Below are 13,892 nucleotides of genomic sequence, written 5' to 3'. Positions count from 1 at the left end.
ATTTCGTAAACTATCTTATTAATGGGCTTCAAAATTTTCCCAACTCTCATATACAGGGATTTATATGACTATCCATGACAACAATATCCGTGGTGTAATCTTTGACTTAGATGGTACTTTGGTTTCATCAGAGTTGGATTTTTCACTGATCAAAGCGCAGGTAGGCTGTCCTGTTGAGAATGACTTACTTGCTTACATTGCATCATTACCTTCGCCTTACATGCGTGAAGAGGCGATGAACATAGTTCATCAGCATGAACTCATAGATGCACAACACGCTCATTTATTGCCAGGTGTTGCTGATGCAATAACTAGGCTTAAAGAAAATAACATCCCGATGGCGATTGTAACTCGTAACTACGACCGTGCAGCTGCTATTAAATTAAAGAATAACCCCTTACCAATAGAAACTGTGCTGACTCGCTCTGATGCGCCAGCTAAGCCTGATCCAAGTGCCTTGAATGCGATTGCGACATTATGGGAGCTTGATCAATCAGAGTTACTTTATGTTGGCGATTACTTATTTGATATTCAGGCTGCGCATAATGCCAATATGCGTGCTTGCTTGTACGCACCAGATGAAATTCCTGAGTATGCGAATCAGGCCGATTATGTAATGCATCATTTTTCAGAACTACCTACTTTGGTTGACTCATTCCAAGAAAATAAGGTGTTATGTTAAATAGCCTTGTTTTTTATTTTTCCTGAGTAATTGTTAGTTTTTTATTTTTCAAAATGTCCTAGTACTAGCCCAAGCCGTCATGAGTTGCTAAAATATCGGCAATTATCAAATGTATTCATAGAGGCATAAGATGGGCAGAGCATTTGAAGTCCGCAAAAACGCCATGGCTAAAACAGCCAATGCAAAAACTAAAGTAAATTCTAAGTACGGTAAAGAAATCTACGTTGTTGCTAAAAATGGCGAACCAGATCCAGAAGTTAACCAAGCGCTAAAACGTATTATTGAGCGTGCAAAAAAAGACCAAGTTCCAGCACACGTAATCGATAATGCAATCAAAAAAGCCGCCGGTGGAGCAGGGGAAGACTATTCTCCAGCACGCTACGAAGGCTATGGCCCTGGTAACTGTATGGTAATTGTAGACTGTTTAACTGATAACCCTAACCGTACTATCAAAGATGTACGTTTACCGTTTACAAAAACAGATTCAAAAATTGGCACACCGGGTTGTGTAGCGCATATGTTCGATCACTTAGCTGTTTTAGGCTTTGAAGGTGATGACGACGAAGTTGTACTTGAAGCGCTAATGATGGCTGATGTAGACGTAACGGATGTAGAAGTAGAAGATGGCAAAGTGTCAGTTTTCGCTCCACATACTGAGTACTACAAAGCAAAAACTGCTCTTGAAGAAGCATTTGAAGGTATTAACTTTGAAGTAGACGAAATTACGTTTGTTCCACAAGTTCATACTGACATCACTGATCCAGATGATATCGCAAACTTTGAAAAGTTTATTTCTATGCTTGATGACTGTGATGACGTGCAAAACGTTTATCACAATGCGATTGTCAAAAACTAATTTTTAAAAAATTAGTACGTAAAAAGGGGCATTTGGTAACAAATGCCCCTTTTTTAATAGATTTTTATTATGCCATGAATGGTGGCTATTCACTGTCGTTATGATTTAAATTGATATTAGTCAAAAAAAAGCAGCCCTTGGGCTGCTATGAACGACACATGAAACTCGAAGGGGAGTTGTGTAGTGGCTAATTTAACGACTTATACTTTATACGGAACGCATGCAATAATGGTTCAGTATAGCCACTAGGTTGTTTAACTCCCTCTAATACAAGGGCTAAAGCTGCTTGATAAGCAACGCTTTGTGCTAAAGTTTCGGCTGAATCAGCCATATTATTGTAGGCCGGATCACCTTCATTTTGACCATCAACAACTTTCGCCATACGTGCCATGGTTTTTCTAATTTGCTCTTCAGAACAAACGCCATGATACAGCCAGTTGGCCATGTGCTGGCTTGAAATACGCAGTGTGGCACGGTCTTCCATTAAACCGACATGGTTGATGTCTGGTACTTTTGAGCAACCAATACCTTGGTCAATCCAACGTACAACATAACCTAAAATACCCTGAGCATTGTTATCAAGTTCGGCTTGAATATCTTCTTTGCTTAAGCTGCTGGCATCTTTCATAAGTGGCGGAGTGAGTAAGCTGGTAAGGCTTGCTTCTTTGCGGTCCATAAGCGCTTTTTGACAAGCAAATACATCAATATCGTGATAATGCATAGCATGCAGTGTTGCTGCAGTAGGAGAGGGCACCCACGCGGTATTTGCACCACTTTTAGGGTGACCACTTTTTTGTTCCATCATTAACGCCATTTTATCTGGCATTGGCCACATACCCTTACCAATCTGTGCTTTACCACTAAGGCCAGTTGCAAGACCAATATCTACGTTGCGGTCTTCGTATGCGCTGATCCAAGGTTCAAGTTTAATAGCGCCTTTTGGCAGTACTACACCTGCTTGCATTGAAGTATGAATTTCGTCACCAGTGCGGTCTAAGAAGCCGGTATTGATGAATACAACACGCTTTTTAGCTTCGAAAATACAGGCTTTTAAGTTAGCTGAAGTACGACGTTCTTCATCCATAATACCCATTTTAATGGTGTTTGCAGGCAAACCTAACAGCTGCTCCACACGCGTAAATAGAGTATTTGTAAATGCCACTTCTTCTGGGCCATGCATTTTTGGTTTAACTATATTAATGCTATTAGCCGTTGAATTCTTAAGGCTGTTGGTACCTTTTAAGTCATGAAGTGCTGCAGTGCTGGTGATAATGGCATCCATAATGCCCTCAAACACGTCATTGCCTTCACTATCTTGGATAGCTGGGTTAGTCATTAAATGGCCAACATTACGCACAAACATCATGCTACGGCCTTTTAGCGTGATTGTTTCACCACTTAAAGCTTGGTATTGGCGGTCTTGTGCTAAACGACGCTCAATGGTTTTACCGCCTTTGTTAAATGCTTCTACAAGGTTTCCTTGCATTAAACCAAGCCAGTTTTGATAAACGTTTACTTTGTCTTCGGCATCAACGGCAGCAACAGAATCTTCACAGTCCATAATTGTTGTGAGGGCTGCTTCAAGTAGTACATCTTTAAGGCCAGCTTTATCTGCTTGGCCGATTGGGTGATGATGGTCAATTTGCAGTTCTACATGTAAGCCATTATTTTTCAATAAGATAGCGCTTGGGTTTTGCGCTTCACCTTGGTAGCCAATAAGTTGTTCAGGGTTTGCTAAACGAACCTGACTACTATCGCGTAATGTGATTAAAAGCTCATTATTTACCACCGAATAGCTGGTGCTTTCGATGTGTGAGCCATTTGCTAAAGGCAATGCTTTATCGAGGAACTGGCGGGCATAAGCCATCACTTTAAAGCCACGTACAGGGTTGTATGTAGAGCCTTTCTCAGCGCCGTCGTCTTCACTCAACACATCAGTGCCGTATAGTGCATCATACAAAGAGCCCCAGCGAGCATTTGCTGCATTTAAGGCAAAGCGTGCATTGCTTACTGGCACAACAAGCTGCGGCCCTGCAGTGCTTGCGATTTCTGGCTCTACTTGCTCTGTTTCTATGCTGAAGCTAGCTGGCTCAGGAACGAGGTAGCCAATGTCTTCAAGGAATGCTTGATAGTTAGCTGCATCCCATACCGGCTGCTGCTTATGGTAGTCATCAATCTTAGCTTGTAGTTGTTCGCGTTTTTCTAAAAGCGCACGATTGATTGGCGTTAGTTCATTGACGATATCAGCAAAACCTTGCCAAAAGGTGTCTGTGCTAATGCCTGTTCCAGGTAAAAGTTGCTGTTCAACAAACTGTGCAAGTTGTTGATCAACGCTTAAACCGTTAAGTGAGAGAGTGGTCATAATAATGTCCTTCAAACGAGCTTAATTTGATCATTCATGGTTCAACCATATCGTAAAAAAGGCTAATAAGCAGGCTATTTGCCATTCACTAAAAATATAGTGGCAATAACAACTATAAATTTACTAAATCCAAAAAATCCGCCTAATGTTGAATTAAGCGCTACGAAGCAAACGCCAAGTAGCCACTCTCACTAACAAAAAATAGATAACCCGTTCGAAGGATTTTTATTATGACAACATATCAACGCGAAACCGATAACCTAGCTACTTTATGTCAAACACAAGGCAAAACGTGGCAGTCAATCAACCCAGAATACGCAAGCCGTATGCGCTTACAAAACCGTTTTCGTACGGGTCTAGACATTGCTCAATACACTGCAGATATTATGCGTGCAGACATGGCAGCTTATGATGCTGACCACAGCCAATACACACAATCATTAGGTTGTTGGCATGGTTTCACTGCACAGCAAATGATGATGGCAATTAAACGTCATAACAAAACAACTAAACGCAGCTATGTATACCTAAGTGGCTGGATGGTTGCGGCACTTCGCTCTGAGTTTGGCCCATTACCTGACCAAAGTATGCATGAAAAAACATCTGTTCCAGCGCTAATCGAAGAAATCTACACTTTCTTAAAGCAAGCTGATGCACGTGAACTTGACCACCTTTACAAAGACCTAGACGAAGCGAAAGCAAACGGTGGTGACGTTCAAGCTGCATTAGATAAAATCGACAACTTTGAAAGCCATGTTGTGCCAATTATTGCTGACATCGATGCGGGTTTTGGTAATGAAGAAGCAACTTACCTACTTGCTAAAAAGATGATTGAAGCGGGTGCGTGTGCTATCCAAATCGAGAACCAAGTATCTGACGCAAAACAATGTGGTCACCAAGCTGGTAAAGTAACTGTGCCGCATGAAGATTTCCTAGCAAAAATTAACGCTGTTCGTTACGCATTCTTAGAGCTTGGTATTGATAACGGTATTATCGTTGCTCGTACAGATTCATTAGGTGCAAGCCTTACTCAAAAAGTGCCAGTATCTAAAACACCTGGCGACCTTGCTAGCCAATACACGTCGTTCCTTGAAACAACACCAGTAAACAGTGTAGATGACTTAAATGAAGGCGACACAGCAATGAAGCTGAATGGTCAGCTTTGCAAACCAACACGTTTAGATAATGGTTTATACCAGTTCCGTGAAGGCACAGAGAAAGACCGCGTAGTTCTTGATTGTGTAACAAGCTTACAATCAGGCGCAGACTTACTGTGGATTGAAACAGAAAAGCCAAACGTTAAACAAATCGCTGAGCTTGTAAACCGCGTTAAAGAGCAAGTACCAAATGCTAAGCTGGTATACAACAACTCACCGTCGTTCAACTGGACACTTAAATTCCGTGAGCAAGTATATGCTGAGTGGCAAGAACAAGGTAAAGACCTATCTGCTTACCCAAGCATCGATGACAATAAAGCATTAATGGCGCCAGAAATGGATAACACAGAGCTTGCAGCGGCAGCAGATGTACTTGTACAAAACTTCCAAAAAGATGGTGCACGTGAAGCGGGTATCTTCCATCACCTAATCACGCTACCAACTTACCATACAGCGGCGCTAAGCACTGATATTCTATCAGAAGGCTATTTCGGCGACCTAGGTATGCTAGCGTATGTTCGCGACGTACAACGTCAAGAAATCCGCCGTGAGCAAGCATCAGTGAAACACCAAGACCTAGCAGGTTCTAACATTGGTGATACTCATAAAGAGTACTTCTCTGGTGAAAATGCACTTAAAGCCGGTGGTGAAGCAAATACCATGAACCAGTTCTAACCAAGTTGTAAAATGTAATATTCCTTTATAGCTATTCAATAATGTTGTTAGGGGCCTTCGGGCCCTTTTTCATTTGTAGCCATCAGCTTTCAGCCATCAGACTCGCATCTCGCACCTAGCAGTTCGGATCACTCTTTAACCAAGTCTTGGATCAGCCATTTACTAGCTTTATAAAAATACAGATCACGCATTTACCAGCCTAAGAATTTTAGATCAGGATTTAACTACCTCCGCCTTATGGGCCTTAATTTAGGGCTTATTGGCAGAGCAAAGCCTCTAGAATGGCTAAAATTAGGTCATATAAACGGCAATTTAGGACTGTTTTGTAGAATCTTGCGATTTACAAACCGATTTTTTATTAACTCACCCAAGCTATAAACCGATTTTTTACCAACTCAACATCCTCACAAACCAAAATTTTACTAACTGAAGCTAGGTTTTTAGAGGCACAAACCGATTTTTTACTAACTCAAGTTACTGATTTTGGCTATAAACCGATTTTTTACTAACTGCTTTTGGATTAATGTCCGATATTTGAAAAAGTGTATGTAAGGAGTTACTCACATTTTAACTGTAAAGGGGGTTTACAGGAAAAGAGAGCTATTAGCTTTCAGCCGTCAGCTATCAGATTGAAATTCTCAAGTTAGAAAGGGGAAAGTTAGAAAGTAGCAGCAGGTTTATCCCGCGTTGTGGTTTTATTTAATTACGTTTCGGATATGGCGCGATATAAAATCGCGCCATAATGCTTTGCTAACTTGCTAACTTGCTAACTTGCTAACTTGCTAACTTGCTAACTTGCTAACTTGCTAACTTGCTAACTCACAACTACTTACTATGCTTATCAAACCACCATTGAATATAGGCGACTTTGGTCATCAGGTTTGATGGACGCGCGGTAATACCATGTGAGGCATTAGGAATACGCACCATCGCTGTATCAACGCCTTGTAACTTTAACGCTTGGTAAAATTGCTCGGTTTCAGAAATCGGCGTACGATAGTCTGATTCACCGGTTAACAGCATAGTGGGTGTTTTTACATTGCCTACATAGCTAATAGGTGAGCGCTTCATATAATGCTCAATATTGTCCCATGGTTTACCTGGGAACCAATAGTCAGCAAAGAAAGGGTAGAAGTCAGCAGTTAGTACAAAGCTGATCCAATTGATAACAGGTTTAGCAACAACAGCAGCTGCAAAGCGGTCTGTATGACCTACAATCCATGCAGTTAATACACCACCACCTGAACCGCCGGTAACAAACAACTTACTCTCATCAATAAAACCCTTATTGATGACAGCATCAACACCTGTCATTAAGTCATCAAAGTCATTACTTGGATAGTTATGATGAATTGTTTGCGCAAATTCTTTGCCGTACGAGTCACTGCCGCGCGGGTTCATATAAAGTACAACATTACCTTTTGCTGCGTATAATTGAACTTCAGGGCTAAAGTGAGGGCCGTAGTTTGCAACAGGACCGCCGTGGATCTCTAAAACAAGTGGGTACTTTTTGTTTTTATCAAAGCCCGGTGGGTAAGCAATCCAACCTTGAATAGCCAAGCCGTCGTGGCTTGATTTAACCCAAATTTCTTCAACCTTAGCTAGCTCTTTGTCACCCAGTGCATCTTCGTTTAATTGTGTTAAACGTGCGGTTTTACCACGCTTAATTAATGCTACATCAGCTGGACGCTGGGTATCTGCGAGTGTGAATGCAACTTCACCATCTTCGCTCACATCAAAGTCACCACCTGAATATGGGCGACCAAAGGCGACACTACCAATCTCTGAGGTAATCACCTTATGTTTACCACTACGCGGCTGGTAAGCTAGGTGTGTTTTACCTTCGCTATCGTAGCTAAAATAAAGCCCTCTGCCGCTATCATCCCATTTAATGCTTTCGACACTGCGGTCTAAGTCAGCAGTGAGTACTGAGGTTTTTCCTGATTTCAAATCAAGTAAATAAATGTCGCTATTTTCATAGTTAGTCTTTTTGTCATCATAGCCTGTGTATGCCAGGTAACGACCATTTGGAGAGACTTTAGGGCGTGAATCTGGGCCTTTACGGTCTGTTATTTGGGTAATTGAATGATCCGCTAAGCTAAGTTTATAGATTTCAGATTCAGTTGGGTGTAATTCATTGTCTTCATAACGATTAGCCGAAAAATAAAACGCATCGCCTTTTTCGTTAAAGCTAATAGCACCACCATGATCAAAATCACCAGCGCTTAATTGACGTGCATTGCCGCCCGTTGCACTGATGATAAAAAAGTGACGATAACCTTTTTCAGAGTAGCCACCACCATCGGCACGGTAATAGGTATCGTCGATATATTTAGCTGGCTCTGCCCACTTAGCGCCTTCAGGCTTACCCGGTAGAGACACTGGGCTTGCTGATTTTGCTGGCACAAACTGGCTGAACACCAATTGTTTGCCATCTGGCGTCCAAGTTAATCCGCCAGGGCTTTGTGTAAGGTTACTAATTTTTGCTACGTTACCGGTTTTTAACCATTTTACATAGATTTGGCTACTGCCATCTCGTGTAGAAATAAACGCTAAACGAGTTTCATCTGGCGACAATACCGGAGAGTAATCCATATGCACGCCAGACGTTAGCGGTAGCATGGTTTTACCATCTGGATTTACTGACCAAATATTACTGACTTTACGGTCGCTTTTGATATCCATACGATTACGCACAAAGTAAATTGTATCGCCATTTTTTGTCATTTCTATTTGGTTGGCGTATTCAAGATCAAAAACATTTTCAAGTTGAAAGGTATTGCTAGCTTCTGCATGGCTGTAAAAGCTGGCTGCTGCAAGCAGTGCTAAAGACGTTTTAAACTTCATTTTATTTCCTTGTTAGTGAGCAGAAATTAGGGCGTGTTAACCTGTTATAAAGTAACAACCATGAGAAATATAGTCCATTGCGATGAATGGAGAAATCAATAGACAGATGGTCATTTCCCTTTTATGTTGAGTACAGACACTTTTAAACGTAAGGAGCACACAATGATAGGTTACACAATGTTAGGCACTAACAACCTAGCTAAAGCAGTAAAGTATTACGATGAATTGTTCGCCACTCTAAACGCCGAGCGCTTTTTAGAAACTGACCGCTTTGTCGCATGGAGCACAGGTCAAGATAAGCCCGGTTTTGCGGTTACCAAACCTTATAACGATGAAAAAGCCACAGTAGGTAACGGCACTATGATTGCTCTAGCAGTCGAAACCCCAGCCCAAGTAGATGCCTTTTATAAAAAAGCCATAGAACTAGGTGGCACAGACGAAGGCGCCCCCGGCCCACGCGAAATGCCCGGCTTTTATGCGGGATACTTTAGAGACTTAGACGGTAACAAACTTAATGTGTTTTGTTTTACGCATGGGTGAGGGGAGTGAGCTGTCAGCTTTCAGCCGTCAGCTATCAGATTGAAATTCAAAAGGTAGCAAGGGGAAAGTTAGAAAGAGTAAAGTTAACAGGCGCTAGGCTCTAGGAAATAGGGCCTAGCTTATGTAGCTTTATGCCGCGTAACTCTTAACTTTACTTTACGCTACGCTTACATGGCATGCCAGTAACATCGCATAACTACCGGCTCTTCGCGCGAAATAAATTTCATGTTTACAAGAAAGTAGTGGGGTTATCTTAAGCTGTGATTAGGAAGCTGTTGTTCGGCGCTAAAGCACCTCCTACCTCACATCTCTTACCTCGCATTTCGTTACTCGTTCTATCTAACAACTAACGACTTAAATCTATTGACTCTGATGGCTGACGGCTGAAAGCTGACAGCTAGTTCCCCTACCAACTTCTGCTTATTTTTATTACACTGCTCCAATACAAAAATAATTATAAAAATTGAGAATGATCATGACGTCGAAACTGTTTAAACCTCTGTGCTGTGTATTTGCACTAAGCCTTGTGGGCTGTGGTGGAGGTGAGGTGTTTACTGCCCCTGCTAGTAGTGAATTTGCCCACGGCAATGAGCTACTAAGTGCCACGGCGCTAACCGAAGATGCGAGTCACGCGTTAGTGGCAACTCAATCTGAGGTGTGCGTTTGGGATAATCAGTTAAAAGCGCGTTTGTACGATTGTATAACAGGGCAGGGCGCTGAACATGTTGAGCTTGTGGGCTTTAGCGCTAACAAATCTCGTTTTTTCATTTCAAATCGATTATCGGTGACTTTATACGATACTCGCACTGGGCGTAGTATTGGTACTTGGCTTACCGGGCAAGAAATCGCTAGAGACATCGCTATTTCAGCCGTAGGCGATACTTTGGTTATCGCTTATCGTAGCGGCAAGGCTGAGGTAATAAATACCCGCACAGGCGATACTAAGCGTTTTGATATTCATCGTTTAGATATTAATAGCGTGGCGTTATCGGCTGATGGTCAGTGGGCGTTTACTGGCTCAAGCGACAAGTACGTAAAGCTTTGGTCAACGAGCGATGGTAGCACTCGCTTTGAAGAGCGTTTAGCGACTAGAGTGAATCACGTTACTTTAAATAAAACAGCAAGCTTGGGCTTTGCAATTGACTCGGTTGATGATCGTGTATTTTTTGATTTAGCCAATCAAAAAGAGCTATCAGAAGTGGCCTCATACTCTAACTTTATTGAATTCACTGCATCGCAATTTATCAATCAAGATAAATGGCTATTAACGGGCTCACCAAAAATGAAGATGCGTTTATATCGCGTTGCAGATGGTGAATTAATCGCTGAATACGAAGCTAAACAACAGCGCCAGCGAACGTCAGTACTAAGTGTGGCTTACGATGGTAAGCAATTATATTCAGAAACCAGTGACGGCCTATTGCAAGCTTGGCCTTATAAAGCAAATAAAAGCTAAAACAAAAACGCCTACTTGCAGTAGGCGTTTGTTTTTGAGTGCGATTAAATTAGTAATCAAACTTATGCTTGGAAAACAGGCTTTGTACTTGTTGCCAAACTGCACCAGGTTTACCATCGCCAACTAACTTGCCATTTACTTTTACAACAGGGCCAACTTCTTTAGTGGCGCTGGTGATCCATACTTCGTCGGCATCAAGTAACTCATCTTTACTAATAATGCGCTCTTGCACTTTAAAGTCACTGTAACTGTGAAGAATATTGAGGATTAACCAGCGGGTGATCCCCGGTAAAATTTGGTTATCAAGTGGTGGCGTACTGATCACACCATCTTTAACAATAAACACGTTACTTGAACTAGCTTCGGTAATTTCTTCTAAGCGGTTAAATAGAATGGTTTCTTTGTTACCGGCTGCTGCACCGTGCTGGTAATGGATCACGTTGCCAAGCAGTGCCGTTGATTTAATATGGCAGCGTTGCCAGCGACGGTCTTGCTCAAGCGATACGGTGTAAGTTGTTGCGCTATCTATGTCGCTTTTTGGCTCTGCCGGAATTTCAAAAGCAAACGCGAATACGGTTGGGGTAATATTAGTTGGGTAACCGTGGGCACGTTTAGTGTCGGCGCCGCGGCTCACGTGTAAATAAATCCCCAAGTTATCACCTTGGTTTTTCTCGCATAAATCATTACAGATTTTACGCCACGTATCGGCACTGTAATCAAGCTTAATTTCAAGCTCGTTTAAACCGTTATTCATACGTTCAATATGTGCTCCAAAGCCAAGCATTTTGCCTTGGTATGATGGGATCACTTCGTAGATGCCATCGCCAAATAAGAAGCCGCGATCCATGGGTGAAATCTTTGCTTCATCAGCGCCAAGGTATTCACCGTTTAGGTATACCGTGCCCATTGTTAAACCTCATTCTCTGTCGTAAAGCCGCCAAGTTGGCGAAGCCGAGTTATTAATTGTTGACCATGCATTGCATGCAGGCCGTCTTCGGTGAGCTCATTTTTATGGGTGACGCCATCGACACTACCGCGCTCACTTAGGTAATGTAAAATGTTGAGTGGCTCAATATCAGCCAACAAATCAGTGTTATGCCAGCGACTTAAAAAGGCAATGAGCCCGTATGCTGCCCAGTTAGATACATCGGCGAGTAACAGCTCATCACAGGTTGTTAAACAAGGAGTGATGTTTAGCGCTTGCATGTGCTGTGCAAGGTTACCCATGCCTATTTCGTTACCGCCATCACCAATCGCTATGGTGGGGCAAGGTGCTTCTGTCACAAAAAAATCAAAGCAGCCGCAATGCTCCGAAATATCAATACCGCGCATATTATAATAACGCTGATGCTCGTTAAGCCCCGGGCGTTCTATTGATAAAACACACTCAGGTTTTAGCTGCTCAAGGGCTTTAATGCTAAAAGTGTGCGCATTATCAATGCTATTAATTGGCAGCTCAAAACAGTTAAAGTCATTTTTCAAGGCACTGTAAAGGGGGTTGCCAGTAACCAAAATGGGCTGTTTACCAAGCTTTTCGAGCACCTTGTAAAGTGCAATTGCACCAACCGGACCATCAGTCTCGAAAGTATTGTTAACCGCAAAGCCAGTACCTATCAACACAGTGCCTTGAGCTTTATAAAGGTATTTTGCTGCACGTAAATACGTACCCGTAAGTTGTTTTGCGTATAAATGCTGCATTCCACGCGGGTTTTGTTCAACCATCATGGTTTCAATTTGTTGGCTGAGCGCAGCGTCGCTTAGGCTTGCTGACATAGTGCTTTGATCTCTTGAATGAGCGCAATACCCGCTTCATTATCGCCATGTACACATAGACTATCAGCATTAAGTGCCAGCTGCTGACCACTTCGTGTAGTGACTGTGCCATGTGCAACTAACTGTTTAACTTGCGCCATTAACGCCGGTTTGTCGTGTACGCTGCCCGCTAAAGAACGTGCAACAAGTTTACCTTCGTCTGTGTATTGGCGGTCGGCAAACGCTTCTAAAATGAGTTCTAGTTCAAGCTCTTTTGCTTGTACTTTGTGTTTGGCAGCTTGGTTGGTAGCTAAAATCATTAATTTTAATGGCTTTGCATAACTTGCCACTGCACGCATAACAATATTCAGCGTTTGCTCGTCACTCATCATGTCGTTATACAATGCGCCATGTGGCTTAACGTATTCAAGCGTTAAACCATGTACTGCAGCCATACCATCAATTGCAGCAATTTGATAATGCAGGCAATTGGTCAGCTCTTTTTCGCTCATAGCCATTGAGCGGCGACCAAAGCCTTGCTTATCTGGGTAACTTGGGTGCGCGCCAACCATTACTTTGTTCTGCTTGGCGAGGGCTAGGGTGTTTGCCATCACATCGGCATCGCCAGCATGAAAGCCACAAGCAATATTTGCCATATCAATATGTGGCATAACTTGCTCGTCTAAGCCCATTTTCCACATGCCAAAGCTTTCGCCAAGGTCACAGTTTAGTTTCATCGTCATTTATAACGCTGCCATTTTACTATTTGGAATATCGGTGATCAGCATATGCCCTGGGCTATGCGTGATACAAAAATCAGGTGCCGCGTTGGCAATTGCAACTTGTGGAGTCACACCACAGGCCCAAAATACGGGCACTTCGCCTTCTTTAATGGTCACCGCATCACCAAACTCAGGTTTGTTGATATCTTTAATGCCAATTGCAGCAGGGTCGCCAAAATGCACAGGTGCACCATGTACACTCGGAAAACGGCTGCAAATTTGGATCGCGCGAATGGCATCGGCAGGTTTCATTGGGCGCATGCTTACAACCATATTGGCGTGAAAAATCCCTGCACTCTGGCAAGCCATATTGGTCACATACATTGGCACATTTTTTTGTTCGCTGATGTTTCTGATCTCAAGACCCGCGGCAATCAGCGCTTCTTCAAATGAGAACGAGCAACCAATTAAAAAGGTGACTAAATCGTCGCGCCAGTGATTCGAAATATCGGTCACTTCTTCAACCATTTGGCCATGTTTAAAGACGCGGTAACGAGGTAAGTCGCTACGAATATCAATGTCTTCACCAACAGTTGGCATATCGGTAACGCCCGGTATGCGGCTAGTTGCAATGATTGGGCAAGCTTTCGGGTTTGCTTGGCTAAACTGCAAAAAATCAAACGCGTATTGTTTAGGTAAAATCACTAAATTAGCTTGCACAAAGCCCGGTGCAAAGCCCGATGTATTGCCAGTGTAGTCACCCTCGCGTACCATTTTACGAATAGCCGCTGGAGTGGTTAAAGATGCATTTTTTTGCATGTGACTCTCCTTGAAATTAACACT

At 42.6% G+C, this 13,892-nt stretch carries 11 protein-coding genes; 5 read left to right on the top strand and 6 right to left on the bottom strand.

Annotated features, from left to right (window positions below; translation table 11 throughout):
- Nucleotides 1-64: 64 nt before the first annotated feature.
- Nucleotides 65-682 (top strand): HAD family hydrolase, encoded by a 618-nt coding sequence (locus ABMY41_RS13400; protein ID WP_054563153.1) that lies wholly within the window; start codon nucleotides 65-67, stop codon nucleotides 680-682.
- Nucleotides 683-812: 130 nt separating this feature from the next.
- The gene (locus tag ABMY41_RS13395) at nucleotides 813-1,538 is read left to right on the top strand and encodes a YebC/PmpR family DNA-binding transcriptional regulator (RefSeq protein WP_054553380.1); all 726 of its coding nucleotides are present in this window, start codon (nucleotides 813-815) and stop codon (nucleotides 1,536-1,538) included.
- Nucleotides 1,539-1,725: 187 nt separating this feature from the next.
- On the opposite strand, the gene ABMY41_RS13390 is transcribed toward ABMY41_RS13395, so the two are convergent.
- Nucleotides 1,726-3,903, bottom strand: a complete 2,178-nt coding sequence (locus tag ABMY41_RS13390) for a malate synthase G (protein ID WP_349275035.1) — start codon at nucleotides 3,901-3,903, stop codon at nucleotides 1,726-1,728.
- Nucleotides 3,904-4,130: 227 nt separating this feature from the next.
- Here ABMY41_RS13390 and ABMY41_RS13385 point away from each other — a divergent pair, with 227 nt between their 5' ends.
- Nucleotides 4,131-5,732 carry an isocitrate lyase gene (locus ABMY41_RS13385; protein WP_274168254.1) on the top strand — a complete coding sequence of 534 codons (1,602 nt, stop codon included), beginning with the start codon at nucleotides 4,131-4,133 and terminating at the stop codon, nucleotides 5,730-5,732.
- An 825-nt stretch (nucleotides 5,733-6,557) separates the two neighbouring features.
- Here ABMY41_RS13385 and ABMY41_RS13380 read toward each other — a convergent pair.
- Nucleotides 6,558-8,579, bottom strand: a complete 2,022-nt coding sequence (locus ABMY41_RS13380) for a S9 family peptidase (RefSeq protein ID WP_274168253.1) — start codon at nucleotides 8,577-8,579, stop codon at nucleotides 6,558-6,560.
- Nucleotides 8,580-8,741: 162 nt separating this feature from the next.
- Between ABMY41_RS13380 and ABMY41_RS13375 the strand changes: the two genes are divergently transcribed.
- Entirely contained in the window at nucleotides 8,742-9,119 is a 378-nt protein-coding gene (locus ABMY41_RS13375) for a VOC family protein (protein ID WP_055021764.1), read from the top strand.
- A 475-nt stretch (nucleotides 9,120-9,594) separates the two neighbouring features.
- The gene (locus ABMY41_RS13370) at nucleotides 9,595-10,575 is read left to right on the top strand and encodes a WD40 repeat domain-containing protein (RefSeq protein WP_349275005.1); all 981 of its coding nucleotides are present in this window, start codon (nucleotides 9,595-9,597) and stop codon (nucleotides 10,573-10,575) included.
- Between the two features lie 49 nt (nucleotides 10,576-10,624).
- Here ABMY41_RS13370 and ABMY41_RS13365 read toward each other — a convergent pair whose 3' ends face one another.
- Genes ABMY41_RS13365 through ABMY41_RS13350 form a run of 4 tightly spaced genes read right to left on the bottom strand, consistent with a single transcriptional unit; the run spans nucleotide 10,625 to nucleotide 13,868 of the window.
- Nucleotides 10,625-11,482: an aminotransferase class IV gene (locus tag ABMY41_RS13365; protein ID WP_349275003.1), complete on the bottom strand. Its 858-nt coding sequence runs from the start codon at nucleotides 11,480-11,482 to the stop codon at nucleotides 10,625-10,627.
- Between the two features lie 2 nt (nucleotides 11,483-11,484).
- Entirely contained in the window at nucleotides 11,485-12,348 is an 864-nt protein-coding gene (locus tag ABMY41_RS13360) for a glutamate cyclase domain-containing protein (protein WP_274168249.1), read from the bottom strand.
- Complete coding sequence (locus ABMY41_RS13355) at nucleotides 12,333-13,064, bottom strand: 5-oxoprolinase subunit PxpA (RefSeq protein ID WP_274168292.1); 732 nt, start codon at nucleotides 13,062-13,064, stop codon at nucleotides 12,333-12,335. Before ABMY41_RS13355 ends, ABMY41_RS13360 begins: the two co-directional genes overlap by 16 nt.
- Before the next feature lie 6 nt (nucleotides 13,065-13,070).
- Nucleotides 13,071-13,868: a putative hydro-lyase gene (locus tag ABMY41_RS13350; protein WP_105180596.1), complete on the bottom strand. Its 798-nt coding sequence runs from the start codon at nucleotides 13,866-13,868 to the stop codon at nucleotides 13,071-13,073.
- Between the last annotated feature and the right edge of the window lie 24 nt (nucleotides 13,869-13,892).

The sequence above is a fragment of the Pseudoalteromonas sp. BZA4 genome (assembly GCF_040104395.1).
Classification (GTDB): domain Bacteria; phylum Pseudomonadota; class Gammaproteobacteria; order Enterobacterales; family Alteromonadaceae; genus Pseudoalteromonas.
This window is presented reverse-complemented; position numbering and strand designations above follow the sequence as displayed.

Coding starts and splice junctions, on each gene's coding strand:
- ABMY41_RS13350 (WP_105180596.1), bottom strand. CDS start 13,868: ATGCAAAAAAATGCATCTTTAACCACTCCAGCGGCTATTCGTAAAATG.
- ABMY41_RS13375 (WP_055021764.1), top strand. CDS start 8,742: ATGATAGGTTACACAATGTTAGGCACTAACAACCTAGCTAAAGCAGTA.
- ABMY41_RS13365 (WP_349275003.1), bottom strand. CDS start 11,482: ATGGGCACGGTATACCTAAACGGTGAATACCTTGGCGCTGATGAAGCA.
- ABMY41_RS13370 (WP_349275005.1), top strand. CDS start 9,595: ATGACGTCGAAACTGTTTAAACCTCTGTGCTGTGTATTTGCACTAAGC.
- ABMY41_RS13385 (WP_274168254.1), top strand. CDS start 4,131: ATGACAACATATCAACGCGAAACCGATAACCTAGCTACTTTATGTCAA.
- ABMY41_RS13395 (WP_054553380.1), top strand. CDS start 813: ATGGGCAGAGCATTTGAAGTCCGCAAAAACGCCATGGCTAAAACAGCC.
- ABMY41_RS13355 (WP_274168292.1), bottom strand. CDS start 13,064: ATGAAACTAAACTGTGACCTTGGCGAAAGCTTTGGCATGTGGAAAATG.
- ABMY41_RS13360 (WP_274168249.1), bottom strand. CDS start 12,348: ATGTCAGCAAGCCTAAGCGACGCTGCGCTCAGCCAACAAATTGAAACC.
- ABMY41_RS13400 (WP_054563153.1), top strand. CDS start 65: ATGACTATCCATGACAACAATATCCGTGGTGTAATCTTTGACTTAGAT.
- ABMY41_RS13380 (WP_274168253.1), bottom strand. CDS start 8,579: ATGAAGTTTAAAACGTCTTTAGCACTGCTTGCAGCAGCCAGCTTTTAC.